Origin of the sequence: Klebsiella pneumoniae, from assembly GCF_000742135.1 — a bacterium.
Lineage (GTDB): Bacteria > Pseudomonadota > Gammaproteobacteria > Enterobacterales > Enterobacteriaceae > Klebsiella > Klebsiella pneumoniae.
On the sequence record NZ_KN046818.1, the window covers coordinates 2005728 to 2028499 of the forward strand.

17 protein-coding genes and 3 pseudogenes are annotated in these 22772 nt (G+C 57.5%); 17 read left to right on the forward strand and 3 right to left on the reverse strand.

Annotation, left to right across the window (positions count from 1 at the left end):
• Positions 1 to 67: 67 nt before the first annotated feature.
• From DR88_RS15835 to DR88_RS15820, 4 genes and pseudogenes are all read left to right on the forward strand, one after another.
• Complete coding sequence (locus DR88_RS15835; protein WP_004148151.1) at positions 68 to 1204, forward strand: alpha/beta hydrolase; 1137 nt, start codon at positions 68 to 70, stop codon at positions 1202 to 1204.
• A gap of 72 nt (positions 1205 to 1276) precedes the next feature.
• Positions 1277 to 2480, forward strand: a pseudogene (locus DR88_RS15830) (MFS transporter).
• Between the two features lie 78 nt (positions 2481 to 2558).
• Positions 2559 to 3428 carry an aldo/keto reductase gene (locus tag DR88_RS15825; protein ID WP_004152141.1) on the forward strand — a complete coding sequence of 290 codons (870 nt, stop codon included), beginning with the start codon at positions 2559 to 2561 and terminating at the stop codon, positions 3426 to 3428.
• 212 nt (positions 3429 to 3640) lie between these two features.
• A pseudogene (locus tag DR88_RS15820) lies at positions 3641 to 3904 on the forward strand (ATP-binding protein); the annotation flags it as partial.
• Between the two features lie 69 nt (positions 3905 to 3973).
• Here the strand turns inward: DR88_RS15820 and ymcF are convergent.
• Both ymcF and DR88_RS15815 read right to left on the reverse strand, forming a co-directional pair.
• Positions 3974 to 4162 (reverse strand): cold shock small protein YmcF, encoded by a 189-nt coding sequence (ymcF, locus tag DR88_RS27995; protein WP_004176439.1) that lies wholly within the window; start codon positions 4160 to 4162, stop codon positions 3974 to 3976.
• Positions 4163 to 4463: 301 nt separating this feature from the next.
• Positions 4464 to 5378, reverse strand: coding sequence for a LysR family transcriptional regulator (locus DR88_RS15815; RefSeq protein WP_004148157.1), 915 nt, complete (start codon positions 5376 to 5378; stop codon positions 4464 to 4466).
• 108 nt (positions 5379 to 5486) lie between these two features.
• Here DR88_RS15815 and DR88_RS15810 point away from each other — a divergent pair, with 108 nt between their 5' ends.
• Together DR88_RS15810 and DR88_RS15805 are read left to right on the forward strand one after the other, a co-directional pair.
• A complete protein-coding gene (locus DR88_RS15810; RefSeq protein ID WP_025860990.1) occupies positions 5487 to 6248 on the forward strand; it encodes an SDR family NAD(P)-dependent oxidoreductase in 762 nt (253 codons plus the stop codon).
• A gap of 216 nt (positions 6249 to 6464) precedes the next feature.
• Positions 6465 to 7997: an HD domain-containing protein gene (locus DR88_RS15805; protein WP_004148158.1), complete on the forward strand. Its 1533-nt coding sequence runs from the start codon at positions 6465 to 6467 to the stop codon at positions 7995 to 7997.
• Between the two features lie 198 nt (positions 7998 to 8195).
• Here DR88_RS15805 and DR88_RS15800 read toward each other — a convergent pair whose 3' ends face one another.
• Complete coding sequence (locus tag DR88_RS15800; RefSeq protein ID WP_004190556.1) at positions 8196 to 8762, reverse strand: DJ-1/PfpI family protein; 567 nt, start codon at positions 8760 to 8762, stop codon at positions 8196 to 8198.
• Positions 8763 to 9401: 639 nt separating this feature from the next.
• On the opposite strand from DR88_RS15800, the gene tssB reads away from it, so the two are divergent.
• From tssB to DR88_RS15750, 11 genes and pseudogenes are all read left to right on the forward strand, one after another.
• Positions 9402 to 9893 carry a type VI secretion system contractile sheath small subunit gene (gene tssB / locus DR88_RS15795; RefSeq protein WP_025860995.1) on the forward strand — a complete coding sequence of 164 codons (492 nt, stop codon included), beginning with the start codon at positions 9402 to 9404 and terminating at the stop codon, positions 9891 to 9893.
• Positions 9894 to 9935: 42 nt separating this feature from the next.
• A complete protein-coding gene (tssC, locus tag DR88_RS15790; protein WP_032443859.1) occupies positions 9936 to 11480 on the forward strand; it encodes a type VI secretion system contractile sheath large subunit in 1545 nt (514 codons plus the stop codon).
• 9 nt (positions 11481 to 11489) lie between these two features.
• Positions 11490 to 12833 (forward strand): type VI secretion system baseplate subunit TssK, encoded by a 1344-nt coding sequence (gene tssK, locus DR88_RS15785; protein WP_004148164.1) that lies wholly within the window; start codon positions 11490 to 11492, stop codon positions 12831 to 12833.
• Entirely contained in the window at positions 12830 to 13519 is a 690-nt protein-coding gene (tssL, locus tag DR88_RS15780; RefSeq protein ID WP_004176431.1) for a type VI secretion system protein TssL, short form, read from the forward strand. The genes tssK and tssL overlap by 4 nt, the downstream gene beginning before the upstream one ends.
• Positions 13516 to 15222: pseudogene (locus DR88_RS0125615) on the forward strand (OmpA family protein). Before tssL ends, DR88_RS0125615 begins: the two are co-directional and overlap by 4 nt.
• Positions 15223 to 15226: 4 nt before the next feature.
• Positions 15227 to 15718, forward strand: coding sequence for a type VI secretion system effector Hcp (gene hcp / locus DR88_RS15775; protein WP_002902160.1), 492 nt, complete (start codon positions 15227 to 15229; stop codon positions 15716 to 15718).
• Between the two features lie 264 nt (positions 15719 to 15982).
• Positions 15983 to 18637 carry a type VI secretion system ATPase TssH gene (tssH, locus tag DR88_RS15770; RefSeq protein ID WP_004148167.1) on the forward strand — a complete coding sequence of 885 codons (2655 nt, stop codon included), beginning with the start codon at positions 15983 to 15985 and terminating at the stop codon, positions 18635 to 18637.
• A 1-nt stretch (position 18638) separates the two neighbouring features.
• Positions 18639 to 21008 (forward strand): type VI secretion system Vgr family protein, encoded by a 2370-nt coding sequence (locus tag DR88_RS15765; RefSeq protein ID WP_073980559.1) that lies wholly within the window; start codon positions 18639 to 18641, stop codon positions 21006 to 21008.
• A complete protein-coding gene (gene tla1 / locus DR88_RS15760; RefSeq protein ID WP_004176427.1) occupies positions 21009 to 21788 on the forward strand; it encodes a toxin Tle1 chaperone Tla1 in 780 nt (259 codons plus the stop codon).
• A gap of 63 nt (positions 21789 to 21851) precedes the next feature.
• Complete coding sequence (gene tli1a / locus DR88_RS15755) at positions 21852 to 22445, forward strand: Tli1a family immunity protein (protein ID WP_025862342.1); 594 nt, start codon at positions 21852 to 21854, stop codon at positions 22443 to 22445.
• 67 nt (positions 22446 to 22512) lie between these two features.
• Complete coding sequence (locus DR88_RS15750; RefSeq protein WP_410254544.1) at positions 22513 to 22740, forward strand: DUF3304 domain-containing protein; 228 nt, start codon at positions 22513 to 22515, stop codon at positions 22738 to 22740.
• Positions 22741 to 22772: the final 32 nt, after the last annotated feature.

Below are 22772 nucleotides of genomic sequence, written 5' to 3' on the forward strand. Positions count from 1 at the left end.
ACAACAAAGCACAGCAGCGTTGTCTACTGAAGACTTGCATTGATCACGTTTATTTAGGGGAATTTTGATGACGGTTTTCACCAAAAAACTGACAGCCGCGATACCCGCCATGCTGCTTTGCGCCTCATTAACTGGAGTCACAACGATGAGCTCTGCTGAGACAACTAACCCGAATGCGCCTGTTTCACTGATTGAACAATGGGATAAAACGTTTGCTGAGAGCTTGAAAGTGGATCACCGTAAGGTGACCTTCCAGAACCGCTACGGGATAACCTTAGTTGGCGATCTCTACCTGCCGAAGGATCGCGGTGAACGCAAACTGGCAGCTATTGCCGTGAGCGGTCCCTTCGGCGCGGTAAAAGAGCAGTCCAGCGGCCTGTATGCCCAGACGCTGGCCGAACAAGGTTTTGTCACCCTGGCATTTGACCCATCGTATACGGGCGAAAGCGGTGGCTACCCACGCAACGTGGCCTCACCGGATATCAATACCGAGGATTTTAGTGCCGCGGTGGACTTTCTGGGTCTGCAAAAAGAGGTGGATCGCAACCGTATCGGTTTGCTCGGCATTTGTGGCTGGGGCGGTATGGCCCTGAACGATGCGGCGATGGATACACGCGTCAAAGCGGTGGCGACCAGCGTAATGTATGACATGAGCCGCGCGATGGGGCATGGAGTGGGCGATGGCAAAGACCGCTACACGACAGCCGACCGCCGAGCGGTACTGCAGTACTTGAACGCGCAGCGCTGGAAGGATGCGGCAAACGGCACTTCCGCACCCGGTGGGCATGACATATATGTTGATGATAAAGGCAACATCAGCGCTGCCGATCGTATTTTGCCGGAAACCTTGCCCGCCAACCCCAACCCGGTCCTGAAAGAGTTCTTCGATTATTACCGTATGCCGCGTGGTTTCCATCCGCGTTCGGTTAATTCAACCGGGGCCTGGAATGCGACGATGCCGCTGTCGTTTATGAATATGCCGCTGCTGAGTTACGCCAGCGAAGTGACTATTCCGACGCTTATCGTGACCGGCGAAAAAGCCCATTCACGCTATTTTGCCGAAGATGCCTTTAAGGCCATCGGCAGTAAAGAGAAAGCGCTGGTGATTGTCCCAGGCGCAAACCACGTCGATCTCTATGACAACGTCGCGGGCAAAATTCCCTTTGCGACGTTCGCGCAATTTTTTAAAACCAACCTGAAATAGATCTCCTGTGCCGGAGACATCCCCAAAGCCGCCACGCGCCTGCGGGCGGCTTTGTCTTGTCGGAGAGAAATAATGTCTGCATTAGGTCACACCCGGGCACACTGGAGCGGCGTCCTGGCGATGACGCTCTGCGTATTTGTGCTCATTGCCTCAGAATTTATGCCGGTCAGTCTGTTGACACCCATCGCGGGTGATTTACACATTACCGAGGGATTAGCCGGTCAGGGCATTGCGCTTTCTGGCGCGCTGGCGGTACTGACCAGCCTGACGATATCCCGTCTTACCGGATCGCTGGACCGTAAATGGCTGCTGCTGGGGCTCACGGCGTTGATGGCAGCCTCTGGGGTGATTATTGCCCTGGCGTCCAGTTTCCCGGTTTATATGCTGGGCAGAGCGCTCATTGGGATCGTCATCGGCGGCTTCTGGTCGATGTCGGCGGCAACGGCCATTCGGCTGGTGCCGCAACGCCAGGTCCCCCGCGCACTGGCCATCTTTAACGGCGGCAACGCGCTGGCCACCGTTGTGGCAGCGCCGCTGGGCAGCTACCTGGGGGCCACCGTCGGCTGGCGCGGCGCCTTTTTATGTCTTGTCCCGCTGGCGGTGCTGGCCTTCGTCTGGCAATGCATTAGCCTGCCGTCGATGAAAAGTCCGCGCGCACCACAGCGGCAGGGATCGGTGCTGCGTCTGTTCCGTCTTTCTACGCTATCCCTGGGATTGCTGGCCTGCGGACTGTTCTTTATGGGTCAGTTTACCTTATTTACCTATGTGCGACCGTTTCTGGAGACGGTGACCCAGGTCAGTCCTTCTGGTCTGTCCCTGATATTGCTGACAATGGGTATCGCCGGCTTTATCGGCACGCTGCTTATTACGACCGTTCTGAATGCCCGATTTTCTTCGACGCTGGTGGCTATCCCGTTGTTAATGGCCGCAATTGCCGGAACGCTTCTGCTGGCCGGACACCACACGGGATCGGTCGCCGTACTGTTAAGCCTGTGGGGCCTGCTGGCGACGGCGGCGCCCACCGGCTGGTGGACATGGATTGCGCGGACGCTGCCCGAGGATGCGGAGACGGGCGGCGGGCTGATGGTCGCCGTGATCCAGCTATCGATAGCCCTCGGGTCAACGGTAGGCGGCCTGGTGTTTGATAGTCTGGGATGGCACAGCACTTTTGCACTGAGCGGTCTGTTACTGCTGGGCGCGGCAGGGGTGACTTTTCTGCTCTCTGTGAAAAATCAGATCATCTCAGCGCACTGCGATTAATGAATTGAATGCATAAGTCAAATCAGGAATGACAGGCTAATCGTGACCGCGTTCCTGTCTTACCATGGTGTTTTAACAAGAGGGGAGCTTCACCGTGGAATATTCAGTATTAAGTAACGCTCGCAAAATGCCGATGCTGGGTTTCGGCGTTTTCAAGGTGACCGATAAAGCGGAGTGTAAGCAGGCGGTGTTGAACGCCATTCGCACCGGTTATCGCCTCATCGATACCGCTGCCGTCTACGATAATGAAGATGCGGTGGGTGAGGCCGTGCGCGAAGCCATCGCCGAAGGTCTGTGTACCCGCGAGGCGCTGTTTATTACCTCCAAACTCTGGGTCCAGGACATGGCCAACACCGGGATGGCGAAAGCCGGGATTGCCGCGTCATTAAAAAAATCGGGCCTGGAATACTTTGATCTTTATTTGCTACATCAGGCGATGGGCGATTATTTCAGCGCCTGGCGTGCGCTGGAAGAGGCCTATGAGGCCGGTACCCTGAAAGCGATCGGCGTCTCCAATTTTTACCCCCATGTGTTAGCTAACTTCTGCGAAACTGTCAGAATTAAACCAATGGTGAACCAGGTTGAACTGCATCCTTATTTCGCGCAGCCCGCGGCGCTGGAAGCCATGAAGCATTATCACGTTCAGCCTGAAGCGTGGGCGCCGTTAGGCGGTGGCAGACATAATCCGTATCAAGATGCATTGCTTCGGGGGATCGCCGATGCGCACCAGAAAACCATTGCGCAGGTTGTTCTGCGCTGGAACGTGCAGCGTGGCGTCACGGTGATCCCTAAATCCACCCGCCAGGAGCGTATTGAAGAAAATTTTGCTATCTGGGATTTCGTATTAACAGATAACGAAATGGCGCAAATCAGCGCCCTGGATTTAGGCTATGTTGGCGAAGCGGTAAAACACTTCAACCCTGAGTTCGTTCGCGGATGTCTGGGGGTGAAAATCCACGACTGATTGCGGCATCGGCTGATTCGATATCCATCTCCTCGCCTGCGCTGCGGCGACGGGTTCAGTATGCTGGTTAGCGCCCACGCGTTTGCCGCGATGGTTGTCAATGCGGTAGTCGATCGTCACGGGCAGCTGACTGGTGACAGTTGATCCTCTGGCCGGTGACATGTCGGTTGGATGCTTCCGTCGCAGTGGCCTTTAAAGCGGCAGTCTCCCGGGAAATTTTCGCTGCCAATGACCGCGTGACGCTGCGCTTTATCGATGCGGGAGAGATCTTTCCTGCCGAACGCCTGGCGCTGGCGCGTAACGATGAGCACTTTGATGTCGATCCGTTAGCGGAAGGCGGCAGGGGCTTGCGGCTTATTCTGCGTGCGGTGGACTATTTTAATGTGGAAACTGGCGCCGGGGAGAACGTGACTACCCTGATAGAAGCGTTGCCTGGTACCCGCCTAAGCCATGCCACCGACGATCGCTGCGGGTGAGGGAACAGATGTTGCCCCGGGCGAATCACCGGGGAAATTTCCCCACCCGCGTTCACCGGCTTCATCATCTTATTGCTGTGCCTGGGCAGCGGAGTGCACGCCCAGGTGATGAGGACGGATGGTATCTAATGTCATCATGGCTGATTTGCAGAAAATGCATTTCGCACCAAAAGGGTTTTTTTCAGTGACGTCAAACTGGGACGTTCTGTACTGGGAGCCATGGCAGCATGGGCATCTAAAATGGATATGTTCGATCATAATGTAAACCTTGTATGGGTGATGTTCTGTTGAAAAGACAATGGTCGTTTTCAGGAAAATTAACGCGGCTGATTTTAGTTGGTGGTAAGCCGGGTTTTGTGTCAGATGGCGGACTTTTTAAGGAGTCGACAAGGATCTGACAGGGCCTGTTTACAGAAAAAGCAAACTACTAACGGGACTGCTCAAAGGAAGGTGGTATCAGGGATAACGCCTGGAGATGAGAACACGTACTCAGATAATAACTTTTTGTCTGGTAAATCGACTCAACGATTAACGCACGTGCCGTGAATAATAGCAAACGTTATTTTAGCCTTCCGGATGCCTGCTGCGCCAGGGGAGGCTTCATCAGCGCCGTCACCCAGTCGATAAATACCTGTACCCGGGCAGAGAGCTGCCGATTACTTGGATAGAGCAGGGAGAGCGGCAGCGGCGCAGGACGAAAATCGGCCAGCACTTCCGTTAACGCGCCCGACGCCAGATCGGCCTTAAGACGGGGCAAGGGGGCCTGATAGAGGCCAAAGCCAAGCCTTGCCGCTTCGGCGCCGACGTCGGCATCGGAAGTCAGCAACCGACAGGGCAAACTGACCTCGCTCTGACGGCCATCCTGGGTAAAGCTCAGCGGCAAGGTACGTTGCGTGCGCGATGAAACAAACCCGATCATCACGTGGCCCGTCAGTCCTTCAATCGTATGCGGGGTGCCGTACCGGGCGAGATAGGTCGGGCTGGCGCAGGTGATCTCCTGCAACCCGGCGAGCGGCCGGCAGATCATCTCGCTGTCGGGGAGATGGCCGCCGCGAATGACGCAGTCGACTCCCTCGCGAACCAGATCGACGTCACGCTCGCTTTCGCCGATCTGCAGCGTAATGTCCGGGTAGCGGGCGAGAAACTGCGGCAGTGCGGGCAGCAGCAGGGTCCGCGCCAGGTTGCCCGCCACGTCTACCCGAATGGTGCCGGAGATGCTCCCCCCGGCGCTGCGGTTGGCCTCCTCAAGGGCCGCCAGAATGGACACGCAGCGCTGATAATACAGCGAGCCTTCTGCCGTCGGCCGTACGTGCCGGGTGGTGCGCTGCAGCAGCCGCGCCCCGAGACTGACCTCCAACGCTTTAATAGCCGCGGTCGCTACCGGCCGGGAAAACCCCAGATCCGCGGCGGCGGTACTGAATGAGCCCCGTTCGACGATGCGCACAAACAAGGTCAGAGTATCCAGTTTATCCATGACATTGTTCCAGCTGGCAAAACTATCCTGTCGCCCAACGCGGTCTTATCGTCGGCATTCAGGGGCTTATAATCGCTCATGTTTTCAGCAAAGAGAAAAGGAGAAAACATGAACAATAGCGCAAAAATCGCCCTGGTGACAGGCGGCAGCCGCGGCCTGGGACGCGCGACCGTCGAAGCGCTGGCACAGCGCGGCGTAAATGTAGTACTGACCTACAAAACGTGTCTTGCCGAGGCGAACGAGGTGGTTACACGGGTTGAAGCACTGGGCGCCCGGGCGATCGCGTTGCCTTTCAGCGCCGGCGAAATCGACACCTTTGACGCATTTGTTAGCGCTTTTCAGGGCGCGCTGACGGAGCTGGGCGCCGATAAATTTGATTATCTGGTCAATAATGCCGGCAACGCCAGCGGCATGGGATTTCTTAACGCCACGGAAGCGGAATTCGATGCGCTGTATCGCATCCATGTGAAGGGCGTTTTCTTCCTCAGCCAAAAACTATTGCCGCTGCTGGCCGATGGCGGGCGAATAGTGAATGTCTCGTCCGGCCTCACCCGCATCGTGATGGCGAACCGGGCGCCCTATGCGATCATGAAATCCGCGGTGGAAACCCTGACTCGCTATATGGCGTTTGAGCTGGGCAGTCGCGGGATCACGGTGAACTGCGTGGCGCCCGGCGCCATCGCCACCGATTTCAGCGGCGGGGTGGTGCGGGATAACCCGCAGGTCGCTCAGGCGGTAGCGAACATGACGGCGCTGGGCCGACCTGGCCTGCCAGAGGATATCGGGCCGATGATCGCCTCGCTGTTATCCGATGATCATCGCTGGGTGAATGCCCAGCGAATTGAAGTGTCCGGTGGAATGCGCATCTGAGCGAAGAAAACCGGGGCTGTTTTCATCCGTAGTCAATCGATATGTCAGTGGATGCCGATATAGCGCGACGCTGTGGAGAGATAAGGAAATAATGATCTGCCGCGTTGCTCGTTAAATATTAGTGATTGACCTTATTGCCTGAATGCGCAAGATTATTGTTGAATAAACAGTCAATATGCTAAATATATTTAATGCACGTATGAAAGGATTTAAGATATGGATTTTGAAAATGAATTGACCAGTAAGATCCTTGATCCCATTCACGGCACTATTCGTTTGACGACACTCGAGATTGCCTTTATCAATCACCCCCTGTTCCAGCGCTTACGCAACATTAAACAGAACTCTTTTTTATATAAGGTGTTTCCCTCTGCGGTGCACAGCCGCTTCGAACACTCTCTCGGGGTGCTGCATTTATCAAGTGAAATACTCAATAATTTACGCCTGAATGCGATACGGTATCAAAAGAAATATGATGATGGCCATGTGTTTGGTCATATCGATCAGATACCAAAACACAACATTCAGGAGTTGAGACTCGCTGCCCTGATGCATGACATCGGGCACGGGCCGGTATCCCACCAGTTTGAGAGTTTTATGCCTTGTAAGCACGAATTCTCCGATGTTCTCCCCACAGCCTACCATTCAATCATTGATGTATTAAGCAAGCCAGAACAGAAAGTTGAACATGAACAGCTTTCGCTGTTGTTCAGCCTGATGATTTATCATGATCTGAGAAAACAAGGTAAGATTGATGACGAAATAAATATCGAAAATGTGTTAAAAATCATCGAAAAAAGATACGGTGACCAACAGATCATTGAGGAAATTAATGGAAAGGCAACAGATATCCTGCCGTTAATGACCTCGATCATCTCTTCCTGTCCGATCGATGCCGACCGGATGGATTACTTGCTCAGAGATGGCTATTTCTCCGGCGTCAAGTGTGGCATCTACGATTACAATCGCTTGTTTATGTCAATTGTCCCGGTCGAGGAACAGGGAAAATTGTACCTTGCTTACAAAGAGAGTGGGATTGATTCGATCGCTGAGTTTATTGGGGCGCGCTCCAGCCTTTTTTCGCAGGTATATTACCATAAAACAAACCGCGCCTTTGCGACGATGTTGAGCACATTATGTGAGATTATGCAAAGCAAGGATCCACAAAATGTCATTATCGCTGACGTTACCGACCGTATCGTTGACCATAGCGATGAAAGCTTCATCGACGCGCTGAAGGATTTTTATTTGGCGTGCAGTGATGATTATTTTTTGAATGACAAGGTTGGTGAATGGATAGATATCAGCGATACCGAGGCGGTTAATAAAAAAATACTTGATGATATTATTAACCGACACCCATGGTCGAAGGTCTATGAGGCCAAACACTCTGTGTATAAAGCTAACATCGCTGACAAGGAAAATAAGGCGTGGAAGAGTCAACTCACCGGGTTATTGACTTCTGTATTACAGCCTCATTTCAAACCACATGAATTTGCCGTTGATATTGTCTCTGACTGCGCCTTTAAAGACCTGGATAAAACCGAAGTTAAGCTTTTGGTGAAAGATCTTAAGAACCGCTACGAAATAAAACCGTTAATTGAATGTGGTGATAAGTTAAATCAGTATCAAATCATCAAATATTGCATTCGGGTATTTGTTGACCGCGATATCAAAGAACGCGTAACTCCTGAAATAATCTATAAAATCAATGAAATAGTGGTCAAGCAGATCGCATTGCTGAATTGATGATGCCCGTCAGGGCAGCGATAAATCTTTCAGGGGCTGGTTTTTTAACCGGCCCCTGAAGATAAGCGGTAAATCGTGGCGCATCCCCGCCATCGGCATAACATACAACAGCGCGTTTACCCGAGACTAAACACCGCGCTGAGGCATAGATTCCCGCAGGGGAGCGGGTGGCTCAACAAAAACACCGGCTCAGTATGGTTATTCCGCCAGCAGGGCGGCGAATTTCGCCAGCCACTGTGGATGAGCAGGCCAGGCGGGGGCGGTAACCAGGTTACCGTCCACATGCGCCTGGTCGATACCAATATCCGCATAGTGCCCACCGCTCAGGCGCACTTCCGGAGCGCAGGCGGGATAGGCGCTGCAGGTCCGTCCCTGCAGAATACCGGCGGCGGCCAGCAGCTGCGGGCCGTGGCAGACGGCGGCGATAGGTTTACGCGCGGCGTCGAATGCCTGTACCAGTTTAATAACCTCCTCGTTCAGGCGCAGATACTCCGGCGCCCGGCCGCCGGGGATCACTAGCGCATCGTAGTTCTCGGCCTTTACTGCGGCGAAGTCAGCGTTCAGCGTGAAGCGATGGCCCGGCTTTTCGCTATAAGTCTGGGCGCCGTCAAAGTCATGGATTGCGGTCATGACATAGTCGCCAGCGGCTTTATCCGGGCAGACGGCATCGACCTGGTGGCCAATCATCTGCAGCGCCTGAAAAGGAACCATCGTTTCGTAATCTTCGGCATAATCGCCGACCAGCATTAGGATTTTCTTGCTCATCTTTGTGTCTCGTTGTGGGCGAAAGGTGTCTTAGATATAGCCTGGCGACTTGCAGAATGCGAACCGTTCAGGATGCCGACGACGGTGTCGTGTGCGTCTTGTAACCGGGCTCATGTTTTTTTGCTAACGACAACTTTGTTCGACATCGCGCTGTGGCTCGTTATCCGCAAAAAATCGGTTTGTGGGGAGTAAGGGGAGCAGAAGATATTGTTACCGTTTAGATTTCGCGCCAGCACTATTAAGCGTCCGCCGCGAAGGGGCAATCGGATGGAAGCCAGATATTTTCCCTCTGAGTAATTGATTGCGTTGTTACGCTAAATTTGCATAATGAGCGAATTATATTGCCCCGGTCGTCTCTATGGTTTCCTTTATTCATCCGCTTAATGTTTTAGCCCGCCTTATAGTATCCATTGCAAACATTCCTTTGGTGCATTATTTATTGAATTTATCATTGACTGTTGTTACACATTTTAAATGTTGATATTCATGGTGCTTTTATTTTCATGGTGAAAGGGGGTGTTTATGAATAAATATAATTATTAGGTGGTTAAGTTGATCGGTAATCCATTTTTGCTTTATCATCGTCACGTTTCACATCAATATATCTTCAATAATTATTCCTTAAGGAAAGGAACTGCTATGGCTGATACGTTCCAGAATGAAATCCCCAGGGCGCGCATTAATCTCAAATTATCTCTTCATACCGGCGGCGCGCAAAAGAAGGTCGAACTGCCGCTCAAACTGCTTACCATTGGCGATTTTAGTCATGGTAAGGAAAACCGGCCTTTATCGGAAAGAGAAAAAATCAACGTCAATAAAAATAATTTTAACAGCGTACTTTCGGAATTTAGCCCGGAAGTTAACCTCTCGGTGCCGAATACGCTGGCCGGCAATGGCGAAGAGGAGAACGTCAGACTGCGTTTTACCGACATCAAAGATTTTGAACCGGAGCAGGTTGCCCGGCAAATTCCGCAACTCCGCGCCATGCTGGCGATGCGTAATTTATTACGCGATCTCAAATCCAATCTGCTCGATAACGCCACTTTCAGAAAGGAGCTTGAGGCAATCCTGAAAGATCCGGCGCTGTCCCAGGAATTACGCGACGAAATGAGTGCGCTTGCCGCGAAATAAGTGCGGGGCAAGTCTGTTAATGGATTAACCGGGAAAATGCTAATGTCTGTTACCACAGAAAACGCCCCTGTTCAGGGGCAAACCACGCTGCAGGAAAACAGGGCGGGCGAGGGCGTTTACGCCTCGCTGTTTGAAAAAATTAATCTCACCCCGGCGTCTCGCCTCGGGGATATCAACGACTTTCTGGACGATGCCGCGCTCTCCGAGGCGCCGGCGGCGGAACGTCTCACCGCGGCGATGCAGGTGTTTATGGAACGCATCCGTCAGTCCGGCCAGCGGGTGGAAAAGCTCGACAAAACGCTGATCGACCACCATATCGCCGAGCTGGATTTCCAGATAAGCCGTCAGCTGGACGCGGTGATGCACCATCAGGAGTTTCAGCAGGTCGAATCCCTGTGGCGCGGCCTCAAACAGCTGGTGGACAACACCGACTATCGGCAGAACGTCAAAACGGAGATCCTCGACGTCGCCAAAGACGATCTGCGCCAGGACTTTGAGGACGCGCCGGAGCTTATCCAGAGCGGCCTGTACTGGCACACCTATACCGCGGAGTATGACACTCCCGGCGGCGAGCCAATCGGCTCGGTGATCTCGGCCTATGAGTTCGACGCCAGCCCGCAGGATGTGGCGCTGCTGCGCAATATCTCCCGGGTTTCTGCGGCCGCCCATATGCCGTTTATCGGCGCCGTCGGCCCGGCCTTCTTCCTGAAAGAGACCATGGAAGAGGTGGCTGCTATTAAGGATATCGGCAACTACTTCGATCGCGCGGAATATATTCGCTGGAAATCATTTCGTGAAACCGACGATGCCCGCTACATCGGCCTGGTGATGCCGCGCGTGCTGGGTCGTCTGCCGTACGGCCCGGACACCGTGCCGGTGCGCAGCTTCAACTATGTCGAGCAGGTGAAGGGCCCGGATCACGAAAAATATCTCTGGACCAGCGCGGCGTTCTCCTTCGCATCCAATATGGTGAAGAGCTTTGTTAACAACGGCTGGTGCGTGCAAATTCGCGGTCCGCAGGCCGGCGGCGCGGTGAAAGATCTGCCCATCCACCTGTACGATCTGGGCACCGGCAACCAGGTGAAGATCCCTTCCGAGGTGATGATCCCGGAGACGCGGGAGTTTGAGTTCGCCAGCCTGGGCTTTATCCCGCTGTCGTACTACAAAAATCGCGATTACGCCTGCTTCTTCTCGGCCAACTCCGCGCAGAAACCGGCGCTGTACGATACCGCCGACGCCACCGCCAACAGCCGTATCAACGCGCGTCTGCCTTACATCTTCCTGCTGTCGCGCATCGCGCACTACCTGAAGATGATCCAGCGCGAGAATATCGGCACCACCAAGGACCGGCGTCTGCTGGAGCTGGAGCTGAACACCTGGGTGCGGAGCCTGGTGACCGAAATGACCGACCCCGGCGACGAGCTGCAGGCCTCCCATCCGCTGCGCGATGCCAGCGTGGTGGTGGAAGATATCGAGGATAACCCGGGCTTCTTCCGCGTGAAGCTGTACGCGGTGCCGCACTTCCAGGTCGAGGGGATGGACGTCAATCTGTCGCTGGTTAGCCAGATGCCAAAGGCGAAGGCGTAGGTTCGGACGATGATGAAAACGGAACGTCCGTTGTGGGGCCGGGGCATTATGGTGTCGCCTCAGCATTTTCAACAGCAGGCTGCGTATGCAGCCTGGACTGCGGAAGTGATTGCCCGGATGGGTCTTAACCACCCCTGGGGAGTGGTTGAGGCGACCTTCGAACCAGAGATGCTCAAACTGGGCCGCCTGCAGGCTCACAGGCTGCAGGTCCGGTTCCAGGATGGCACGATGATTGATACGGACAATGCCGATGCGCTGCCGTCCGCGCTGTCGCTGGACGGCGCGTCCGGCGAGGCGGTGATCGTGCTGGCGCTGCCCCTGATGCAGGCGAATGGCGGCAACTGTCTGAAGCCGGAGGAGGTGGCCGAAAGGCCGGCGCGCTTCCGCCAGCGCTGGCGCGATGTCCGTAACCAGTTTGGGGATGATACCCGGCAGATTGCCGTCATACAGCCGGAGCTGATCCTCCGCTTCGCCCACCAGGACAACAGCGATTACCTGACCTGTCCGCTCGTTCGCCTGCAGCGGGACTCGCAGGGGGCCTGGCTTATCGACGAGACGTTTCTCCCGCCGCTGCTGCAGATCCAGGGCAGCCGCTGGCTGGCGACGCAGCTTGAACAGCTGCTCATCCAGCTCCGGGCTCGTCTGACGCGCCTGATGGCCATGCGTCGCGAAAGCAATGAACGGATGGCTGATTTTGCCGTAGCCGATGTCTCTCTGTTCTGGTTGCTGAATGCGCTGAACAGCGCCGAGCCGGTGCTGGGGTACTTTCTGCGTTACCGGCAAAGCCCGCCGGAACGCCTCTACCCGGAGCTGGCGCGCCTGGCTGGTAGCCTGCTGACCTTTTCGCTCACCCATCAGGCGAATGCCGTCCCGATCTATCAGCATGACCAGCTGAACGCGGTTTTTCCGCCGCTGTTTGATTTACTGAGCGACCTGCTGGAGGCGAGCCTGCCATCGCGGGTGGTGGCGATTGCGCTGGAGCATGATGTCCGGCTGCACTTCTGGCAGGCGCGTCTGCACGATGCCCGGCTGCGGGAAGGGGCTGATTACTACCTGTCGGTTCGTTCGTCGGTACCGGTCGCCCAACTGCAGGAGCAGTTTCCGCGCCAGTGCAAAGTGGGCAGTCCGGATCATGTCAAAGCCATCGTCAACTCCTCGCGGACAGGGGTGCCCCTCACGCCATTGCGTCATGTGCCGGCGGCGATCCCGCTGCGTCTGGAAAATCAGTATTTCTGCCTCGATGTGTCCCACCCTCTGGCAACGGAAATGCTGCAGAGCGGCACCTGTATGTTTTACGTCCCGGGGATGCTCGGTGAGCCTGAACTTGAACTTTTTGCGGTACTACGAACGTGAATGAGCCTAAACGCGGCAACGCCGCGTCCATTGATATTGATGCGCTGCTGCAGAACACCTGGCTGCAGGTTATCAGCCTGCGCCACGGCCCGCAATTCCGCGATGAGGAAGGTTACACGCTATGGCAGCGCTGTATTGCTGATGTCGAGCGCGTGCAACATGAGCTGAAGGCGAGCGGGCTTGATGACGCCAGCTGTCAGCATATTCTCACCGCCCAGTGCGCGCTGCTCGATGAAGCCGTGAAAGGGCGCGGCGTGGAGGATGAGGCCTGCCTGCAGTGGTATGACATTCCGCTGCAGGGGCACTTCCTCGGCACCATGGACGCCGGCGACACCCTGTGCGAGCGGATGCGTGATGTGTTGCGTGAACCGGCGCCCAACCTGGCCGTGGTCACCTGTTTTCAGCGGGTGATGCTGCTGGGTTTTATTGGCAGCTTTCGCTCCCTCCACGACCCCGAGCGCCTGAAGCTGGTCAACGCGCTCGGTGAGCGTGTTCCTCCTTTTCAGTGCCCGGCTACCGCTCCCGTACTGGTAGAGAGTCGCGCCGGTCTGGGGATAAGCGGCTGGCTGGCCCCATGGCCGGTACGTATTGGCCTGAGCGTGGTGGTGGTACTCGCCCTGTGGTGGGGACTCAACCACTGGCTCGATCACCTGCTGCTGACCTTGTTACCGGGGGAGGTGAAATGAGCCCCGCGCAGCAGCGTGGGCTGGCGCTGTGGGCCAGTCTGCTGAGTGCGCTGGTGTGCCTGCTATTTTTGCCGGTTCCCCGCTGGGGGGCGTGGCTCATTCTGCTGGTCACGCTGGCCCTGATCATCGGGATCTGGCGCATCGCCAGTCGTCGTACCGGACGTAACGTCGCATCAACCCTGGACCCTCTCCCGGAGGGCGCTTATCGCCAGCCGGTGGTCCTCGTTTGCGGCGACCTGCCGTGTGTCTGGCCGCCAGCGTCACCGGTGCGAGTCGTCAAACAGGGCTGCTGGATCCGCGTGGAAAAGACGGAGGAGCTGCAGCAGGTCGCGCGCCAGGTATTGAGCCAGCGGCCGGAATGGGGGCCTCAGCTGTCGGTGCTGCTCTGCGTCTGCCCGCAGCGGCATGCGCAAAGCGATGCGCTGACCAGCGCTCTGCTGGCCCTGCGCTGGCAACTCAGCCAGCTGCGTCAGCAGACGGGGTATGCCGTACCGCTGGCGCTGCAGGGGCAGGTGGGCAGCGCGATGAGTCGCGACCTGTTGTGGCAGGCGGCGATACCGGGTGAAGCGGTGAAAGTCTGGCAGCCCTCCTGCGCCCCCTGTTCCGTACCGGCCTGGGTACGCGCCGGCGGGGCGGCCGCGCTGGAGCAGCAGGTGCTGATGAACAGCCTGATGGGCTGGTCTGAACAGCACGTCCATGCCGTGTTGACGGAAGAGAATACCGACCTGCCGCCTCTGCCCCCTGCGGCCGTGCTGTGGGGCCTCGGGCCCTCGCTGCCCGGAAGTCTGGCATCGTCGGCCTGGACGACGTGGTTATCCCGACATAGCGGCCTGTCGCGGGTAGCTGGCTGACAGCCAGATGAGAGCGACACCGGGGACGCTTCAGCTTTGCCGGAATTCATCCTGCCGCAGTTACCGGCGGGACGGGGACTCACGCCACGAGGCAGGGCCTGGCGCGCGGCGCTCGCGATTTTCACCCTCGCGGCTGTCGCCGCGCTGCTCAGCAGTGGCTGGAACAATCGACAACTGCTGCAGCGCGTGGGCGTCGATATTGCCCGTTATGAGCGGATTGCGATGGATGATTATCGACCAAAAGCCAGCGCTGTCAGGGTGCTGCGTGAAGATGCCGCGCTGCTCGATAGCTGGGCGCGTAACGGCGTCCCGCTGCGCCTGAGTCTGGGCTTGTATCACGGGGAGCAGATTCGCCTGCCGTTGCTGGAGGCGATTCGCGGTTACGTGCCGCCTCCGCCTCCGCCCGGGCCGGTGCAGCGCGTCGCGCCGAACGTCATCCGCCTTGACAGCATGTCGCTATTCGATACCGGGAAATGGGTACTGAAGCCTGGTTCGACAAAGCGGCTGGTCAGCTCGCTGATGGACATTAAGGCCAGGCCCGGGTGGCTGATCGTGGTGGCGGGTCACACCGACAGCGTGGGTGAGGAAAAAGCCAACCAGCTATTGTCGCTGAAACGTGCGGAATCGGTCCGCGATTGGATGCGCGATACCGGCGACGTGCCGGACAGCTGCTTTGCCGTTCAGGGCTATGGCGAAAGCCGACCAATTGCAACAAACGATACGCCGGAAGGCCGTGCGCTGAACCGTCGTGTCGAAATCAGTCTGGTGCCGCAGGTAGACGCCTGCCGGTTACCGGACCAACCCTCTGCGTCATCCCAGGATGATGGCGCTTCACTACACAATGGAGAGTAATTCCATGGCAATTCCTGTTTATCTTTGGCTGAAAGACGACGGCGGCGCGGACATTAAAGGGTCTGTCGACGTTCAGGATCGTGAAGGCAGTATCGAAGTGGTGGCTCAGGAGCATAACCTGTACATCCCGACCGATAACAACACCGGCAAACTGACCGGCACGCGTATTCATACGCCGTTCCTGTTCACCAAGGAGATCGACTCCTCCAGCCCCTACCTGTACAAGGCAGTGACCACCGGCCAGACCCTGAAATCCGCTGAGTTCAAGTGGTACCGAATCAACGATGCCGGCCAGGAAGTGGAGTATTTCAATACCAAACTTGAGAACGTCAAGGTGGTGAAAGTGAATCCCCTGATGCACGACATCAAAAACCCCGCCTACGAGAAGCACAACCATCTGGAACAGATTGAGCTGCGCTACGAGAAGATCACCTGGACCTATAAAGACGGCAACATCATTCACTCCGATAGCTGGAACGAACGCGCCACCGCGTAATTGCCCGTCATATTTCGCGCCGCTGGCGCGCAGGCGACGTTCGCTCATCCCGGCCGCATCGTTATCTCTGCGGCCGGGGATTATTGCGGGCGATCGCCTGATGCGGGCAGCGTTTCTCTGCCCGCCGTTTTTTGCTGAGCGCCTGAGATACGGGTTCTCAGCAAAGAAAAACACAATCTGTCTGCCTGACCTTGTGCGCTTGGGGTTCCTGTTCAGGAACAGCGACGGGCGGTAGCGTGTCCGGAAACAATAAGAGAGGATCTCATGGAAAATCCAGCCAGCCTGTTACGCCGTCTTAATCCCTGCTGTGCCCGCGCAATGGAGGGGGCGGCCTCCCTGTGCCAGACCCGGGCGCATGCCGAGATCCTGCCCGAGCACTGGCTGCTTAAGCTGCTGGAACAGGGGGAAGGCGATCTGACGGTGCTGGCGCGGCGCTATGAATGGGATATGGATGCGCTGTGGCAGGATCTGCTGAACTGGCTGGATAAACAGCCGCGCTCGGTACGTCATCGTCCCCAGCTCTCTGACCATACCCTGAGGCTGATGCAGGAGGCCTGGCTGATTGCCTCGCTCAGCGGCGAAGCGCAGATCCGCAGTGTTCACCTGCTGATGGCGCTGGTTGAAAAACAGAATCTGATCCAGTGCGATGGCCTGTGGCCGCTGTTAACGCTGGGCCAGCGTCAGCTGGAACGCCTGCGCCCCTTGCTGGATGCCCAGTCCGACGAACGTCCGCCAGCGCAGCAGGAAGCGGCGCTGGCGCAGCCCCATGGCGGGGACGTGGAATTTGTGGGGCGTCCTGCGGGCAGCGAACTGAATGCGGATGGGCTCAATCCGGCGCTGCAGAACGCGCTGGACAAATTCACTCTCGACGTCACCGCCAAAGCCAGAGACGGCCAGATTGACCCGGTGTTCGGACGCGACACGGAAATCCGCCAGATGGTGGATATTCTCTCCCGTCGACGTAAAAACAACCCGATCCTCGTCGGTGAGCCGGGCGTGGGCAAGACCGCTCTGGTGGAAGGCCTGGCGCTGCGCATTGCCGAAGGCAACGTCCCCGACGCGCTGAAGCCAGTGTCGGTGCGCACCCTTGACCTCGGTCTGCTGCAGGCCGGCGCCGGGGTCAAAGGCGAGTTCGAGCAGCGGCTGAAAAATATCATTGAGGCGGTACAGCAGTCGCCTTCGCCGGTGCTGCTGTTTATCGACGAGGCGCACACGATCATCGGCGCGGGTAATCAGGCGGGCGGCGCGGATGCCGCCAACCTGCTGAAGCCGGCGCTGGCCCGGGGCGAACTGCGGACCATCGCCGCCACCACCTGGTCTGAATACAAGCAGTACTTCGAGCGCGACGCCGCGCTGGAGCGCCGCTTTCAGATGGTCAAGGTGGATGAGCCGGACGACGACACCGCCTGCCTGATGCTGCGCGGCCTGAAGTCCCGCTATGCCGACCACCACGGCGTGCATATCACGGATGATGCGGTGCGCGCCGCCGTGACGCTGTCACGACGCTATCTCACCGGTCGCCAGCTGCCGGACAAGGCAGTGGATTTACTCGACACCGCTTCCGCCCGCCTGCGTATGAGTTTGGATACCGTGCCTGAGCCGCTGACCCGCATGAAGGCGCAGCTCACCGCGCTGGCAATGGAGAAGCAGGCGCTGCTGGAAGATATTGCGCTGGGCAACAGCGCCCGCGGCGATCGGCTGGCGGCCATTGAGCAGGAGGAGATCCGCCTTATTCTGGCGCTGGATACCCTTGAAACTCAGTATGGTCAGGAGCTGCAGCTGACGGAAGCGCTGCTCGCCTGTCGCCGCGATATCTCCCGCCAGGCGGAAATTAGCGATCTTCAAACCGCGCTTATCGCCGTCCAGCAGGGCAATCCGCTGCTCGGGCTGGACGTCGACGTCCGCACCGTGGCGACGGTGATTGCCGACTGGACCGGCGTGCCGCTCTCCTCGCTAATGAAAGATGAGCAGACGGAGCTGCTGAGCCTGGAAGAGAGTCTCGGCAAACGGGTGGTTGGCCAGGAGGCGGCCCTGAGCGCTATTGCCCGGCGCCTGCGCGCCGCGAAAACCGGCCTGACGCCGGAGAACGGTCCGCAGGGGGTGTTCCTGCTGGTCGGGCCGAGCGGCACCGGCAAAACGGAAACGGCGCTCGCCCTGGCCGATGCGCTGTTCGGCGGCGAGAAAGCGCTGATCACCATCAATCTCTCCGAGTACCAGGAGCCGCACACTGTCAGCCAGCTGAAGGGTTCTCCGCCGGGCTACGTCGGCTACGGCCAGGGCGGGATCCTGACCGAGGCGGTGCGCAAACGCCCCTACAGCGTGGTGCTGCTCGATGAGGTGGAAAAGGCCCATCGCGATGTGATGAACCTGTTCTACCAGGTCTTCGACCGGGGGGTAATGCGCGACGGCGAGGGGCGTGAAATCGACTTTCGCAACACCGTGATCCTGATGACCGCCAACCTCGGAAGCGACCTCCTGATGCAGTTGCTGGATGAACAGCCGGAGGCCAGCGAATCAGACCTGCACGAGCTGCTGCGCCCGGTGCTGCGCGGCCACTTCCAGCCGGCGCTGCTGGCCCGCTTCCAGACGGTGATTTACCGTCCGCTGCCGGCGGGAGCGCTGCGCGCCATTGTCGGCATGAAGCTCGGGCAGGTAAGTCAGCGTCTGGCTTGCCATTACGGAATCACCACCACCCTCAGCGAGAGCCTGTTCGACGCGCTGACCGAGGCCTGCCTGCTGCCGGATACCGGCGCCCGTAACGTCGACAGTCTGCTCAATCAGCAGATCCTGCCGGCACTGAGTCAGCAGCTATTGAGCCATATGGCGGCGGGGCAGAAACCGCGCCAGGTGACGCTGGGGTATCACGAAGAGGAAGGCGTCGTGATGGCGTTTGACGAGGGGACAATATCCGATGAGTAGCGTGAAATCGTTGTTGTTCAGCCATAACCACCACCTGCTTTCGGTGAAGGGATGTGAAGCCGGGCTTGATGTGCTGGCCTTCGAGGGCGATGAAGCCCTGAGCCAGCCGTTCCGCTACCGTATTGAATTCACCAGCGCAGACCATGCCATCAGCAAAGAGATGATGCTGATGAAGGCAGCCTCCCTGACGCTGCAGGCGCCGGTGGCTCAGGGCTTCGGCATCAATGTTCAGCAATCCGTGCGGGTTATCCAGGGCGTGGTGACGGGGTTTGAACGGCTCAGTACCTCCAGGGATGAAACGCACTACGCGCTGACGCTTCAGCCGCGCCTGGCGCTGCTTAACCGCTCGCACCAGAACGCCATTTACCAGGACCAGTCCGTTCCGCAGATTGTGGAAAAAATCCTCCGCGAGCGCCACGGCCTGCGCGGTCAGGATTTTCTGTTCTCGCTGACAAAAACGTATCCGCGCCGCGAGCAGGTGATGCAGTACGGCGAGGATGACCTGCGCTTTATCACCCGGCTGCTGGGTGAGGTGGGGATCTGGTTTCGCTTTACCGCCGACACGCGGCTGCACATCGACGTCGCTGAGTTCTGCGACAGTCAGCAGGGCTATGAGAAGGGGCTGACGTTGCCTTCGGTTCCGCCGTCAGGGCAGCAGTCGGCCGGGGTGGACGCGGTGTGGGAGATGGCATGCCGCCACCGCGTCGTGGAGCAGCAGGTCAGTACCCGCGACTACAACTACCGCGAGGCGACGGCGGACATGAACGCGCAGGTGGATGTCACCCGCGGGGAGACCCCCACCTTTGGTGAGGCTTACCACTGGGGAGATAACTACCTGACCGCGGGGAATGCCCATGACCGCCATCCGGCGCCGGAGCCCGGGGCATTTTACGCCCGGCTTCGGCATGAGCGTTATCTTAACGGCCAGACCCGGATGCAGGCCACCACCAGCTGCCCGACGCTCTGCCCGGGACAGGTGCTGAAGGTCACCGGCGGAGAGGAGGTGGCCGGGGAGTTTGCTGATGGCGTGCTCATCACGGCGATGCACAGCCACGCCCGGCGCGATGCCGACTTTGCGGTGGAGTTTGCCGGCATACCGGACAGCCCGGACGTCGGCTACCGGCCTGAGCCCGGCGCGCGTCCGGTGATGGCCGGGACGCTGCCGGCCCGCGTGACCAGCACCCGGGAAAACGACACCTACGGGCATATCGACAAACACGGACGCTACCGGGTGAATATGTTGTTTGATCGGGCGCGCTGGGAAACCGGGTTCGAGAGCCTGTGGGTCCGTCAGTCGCGGCCGTATGCCGGAGACACTTACGGCCTGCACCTGCCGCTGCTGGCGGGGACGGAGGTGGCGATTGGCTTTGAGGATGGTAACCCCGACCGGCCGTATATCGCGGGCGTGCTGCACGACTCGGCGCACGGCGACCACGTCACCATTCGCAATGACAAACGTAACGTCCTGCGCACCCCGGCCAACAACAAAATCCGCCTCGACGATGAGCGCGGGAAAGAACATATCAAGGTCAGCACGGAGTACGGCGGTAAAAGCCAGCTCAATCTCGGGCATCTGGTGGATGCTGAAAAGCAGCCGCGCGGCGAAGGCTTTGAGCTGAGAACCGACAGTTGGGGAGCTATCCGGGCACAGAAGGGTATTTTTATCAGCGCGGACGGACAGGTGCAGGCTCAGGGGCAGGTGCTGGCGATGGAGCCGGCGGTCAGTTTGCTGAAAGGTGCGGTGAATCAGGTCACGGAATGGGGAAGCATTACGCAAACCCATCATAATGTTATCCCAGACACCGGCCCATTAAGCGCACTGACCACAGGCGCCAGCGATCTTAAACAGCCGACATTGCTGATGTCGGCCCCGCAGGGGATTGCCGCAGTCACGCCGGAAACAACCCTCCTGCACAGCGGTAACGGGCTGTATCTGCAGAGCCTGGGAGAGGTCAACATCACCACGGCACAGCGCTGTTCTCTGAATGCCAGCCAGGCTATTTCACTGCTGGCGCAACAGGAGGGGATGAGGCTGGTCTCCGCCAAAGGTCCGCTGCAAGTAGAGTCGCACGGCGATATTCTATCGCTGACCGCGCTAAAAGATATCACCGTCCAGTCAACCCAGGGGCATCTGCAGTTGACGGCTAAAAATGGCATCACCCTGGGTTGCGGCGGCGCATATATCCGTCTTACCCCGCAGGGAGAGGTACAGATCCACGGACCGGGGGTGATTAGCCTTAAGGGGCAGCATGATTTGCAGGGGCCGGTCAGCGAGGAGTTTCCCTTGCCTGAGCTACCGGCATCGGTGTGTAAAGAGTGCCTTAAAAAAGCCCAGGCGCTGGCGCAGGGCTTCGTGCCGCGGGAGGCATAGATGACCAGACAATGGATTGAGGAGGTCGCCGGAACCTGTCGGGCTTTCGGAACGGATTATCTGCATGTCATTATCGATCAGGCGGGGGTGGATTTTTCCGTTATTCCGGCGCTGAATTCGCTGTCAGTTGAGTGGCAGTCGCTTTTTCATGGACTTCCGGAAGCATTTATTGTCGATGATGCTCCGCTGGTGGCGCGCTTTACGCTTGATGATCTTGAGCAAATGCGCTGGTTACAGGATATCAGCCAGCAACTTGCCATCCAGGCGCCGCTGCTCCTGTTCTGCACATATTGGCCCTTTTCGGCGCTAGCGAACTGGCTCACGCAGTGTATGGATATTCTGCAGGAAGGGCGCAGCGGAATTTTACGCTTTTACGATACCCGGGTATTTCCGCTGTTGTTTACGCACATTCTCAGTGACGAGCAGCAAGAGCCATTGATGCGTCCGGCCCTGTTTTGGGCGTGGCAGGATCTTGACGGCCAGGCGAAAGGCATCAAGGGCAGTGGTCTCCCGCCGGAACGCGATGAAAAGGCGCCAAAAATAGAACTCAGCGATCTCCAGCTTGAGCATCTGATGTGTATCAGCGATGTCATCGTCATGTTGTCGCACTGTGCTCCGCCTGCGGGCATGTTTGACTCAAGACAGTCACTGTTTTCGGCCTGTTACCAGGGCATGGTGGAGGCGACACGCCAGGGTCTTCTTCTGGATGACGCTCGTGAAGACTGGGTAATGAAGAAGTGGCTTGCCGACGTAAAAACCAGTGAGAGACCTTCAGAATGAAAAGCCTGGTCTGGCTGAGTACACCCCTCTCTTCATTACCCTCAAACCGACAGGGAGAGTCCAATGAAATCTGCATTAATCAGCCCGCTGCTGGCGGGGCTGCTGCTGTTAACCGGCTGCGCACAGCCAGCCGCACAGGCCGGAGGCGGCGGTGGCGGCACCATTGACGCCATCAACCACACAAAATGGGCGATCAACCACTTCAGTGTCAATGGCCAGTCGGGCATCGACATTATAGGTCCGTTCCAGGGGGGCGGTGGCGGCTGCTGCTTCAGCGTACCCGCCCGCTGGACGCCGGGTATGACGGTGCGCGTTGACTGGGAAAGTGGAGTCGCATTTGCCAGAGACATTCCTGAAATTCCTGAACCTGCTTATCCGAATTATAAAGGGCAGGATAATAAAGTCTGGACCGAAGAAATAGCAGAATATAACCAACAAAAAAGAGTTTGGTATAAAAAAATCAAAGCACTAAAACGTCAGCACAGCAAAACCGTCCCGCTGCCCGACTATAACGGCCAGGATGTGTGCGGCATTACGGTGCACTTTTTACCCTGCGATGACGTGAAGGTGACCACCAGCTGTTACACCTACGGCAGTCCGTCCTACCCGATAAAAGAGCCTGTCAGGATGAAGGAGCCCGCCGTATGTCCGAAGTAGCACGCCTTCGTTTCCCCGGGGTGACATCACCATCCCTTCATTACCCTCACCCGACAGGGAGAGTCCGATGAAATCTGCATTAATCAGCCCGCTGCTGGCGGGGCTGCTGCTGTTAACCGGCTGTGCACAGCCAGCCGCACAGGCCGGAGGCGGCGGTGGCGGCACAATAAAAGCCATCAACCACACAAAATGGGCGATCAACCACTTCAGTGTCAACGGCCAGTCGGGCATCGATTCAATAGGCCCGTTTCAGGGGGTGGACTGCACCCCAAAAGTTGGACACCCAACTGAGTAAGGTGCAATTTTATGGCTAAACCAAAGTATTCC

What these genes read in the sequence shown, in the direction of transcription:
- DR88_RS15835 (WP_004148151.1), top strand. Translation starts at nt 68, where the DNA reads ATGACGGTTTTCACCAAAAAACTGACAGCCGCGATACCCGCCATGCTG.
- ymcF (WP_004176439.1), bottom strand. Translation starts at nt 4,162, where the DNA reads ATGATCGAACATATCCATTTTAGATGCCCATGCTGCCATGGCTCCCAG.
- DR88_RS15815 (WP_004148157.1), bottom strand. Translation starts at nt 5,378, where the DNA reads ATGGATAAACTGGATACTCTGACCTTGTTTGTGCGCATCGTCGAACGG.
- DR88_RS15810 (WP_025860990.1), top strand. Translation starts at nt 5,487, where the DNA reads ATGAACAATAGCGCAAAAATCGCCCTGGTGACAGGCGGCAGCCGCGGC.
- DR88_RS15805 (WP_004148158.1), top strand. Translation starts at nt 6,465, where the DNA reads ATGGATTTTGAAAATGAATTGACCAGTAAGATCCTTGATCCCATTCAC.
- DR88_RS15800 (WP_004190556.1), bottom strand. Translation starts at nt 8,762, where the DNA reads ATGAGCAAGAAAATCCTAATGCTGGTCGGCGATTATGCCGAAGATTAC.
- tssB (WP_025860995.1), top strand. Translation starts at nt 9,402, where the DNA reads ATGGCTGATACGTTCCAGAATGAAATCCCCAGGGCGCGCATTAATCTC.
- tssC (WP_032443859.1), top strand. Translation starts at nt 9,936, where the DNA reads ATGTCTGTTACCACAGAAAACGCCCCTGTTCAGGGGCAAACCACGCTG.
- tssK (WP_004148164.1), top strand. Translation starts at nt 11,490, where the DNA reads ATGATGAAAACGGAACGTCCGTTGTGGGGCCGGGGCATTATGGTGTCG.
- hcp (WP_002902160.1), top strand. Translation starts at nt 15,227, where the DNA reads ATGGCAATTCCTGTTTATCTTTGGCTGAAAGACGACGGCGGCGCGGAC.
- tssH (WP_004148167.1), top strand. Translation starts at nt 15,983, where the DNA reads ATGGAAAATCCAGCCAGCCTGTTACGCCGTCTTAATCCCTGCTGTGCC.
- tla1 (WP_004176427.1), top strand. Translation starts at nt 21,009, where the DNA reads ATGACCAGACAATGGATTGAGGAGGTCGCCGGAACCTGTCGGGCTTTC.
- tli1a (WP_025862342.1), top strand. Translation starts at nt 21,852, where the DNA reads ATGAAATCTGCATTAATCAGCCCGCTGCTGGCGGGGCTGCTGCTGTTA.
- DR88_RS15750 (WP_410254544.1), top strand. Translation starts at nt 22,513, where the DNA reads ATGAAATCTGCATTAATCAGCCCGCTGCTGGCGGGGCTGCTGCTGTTA.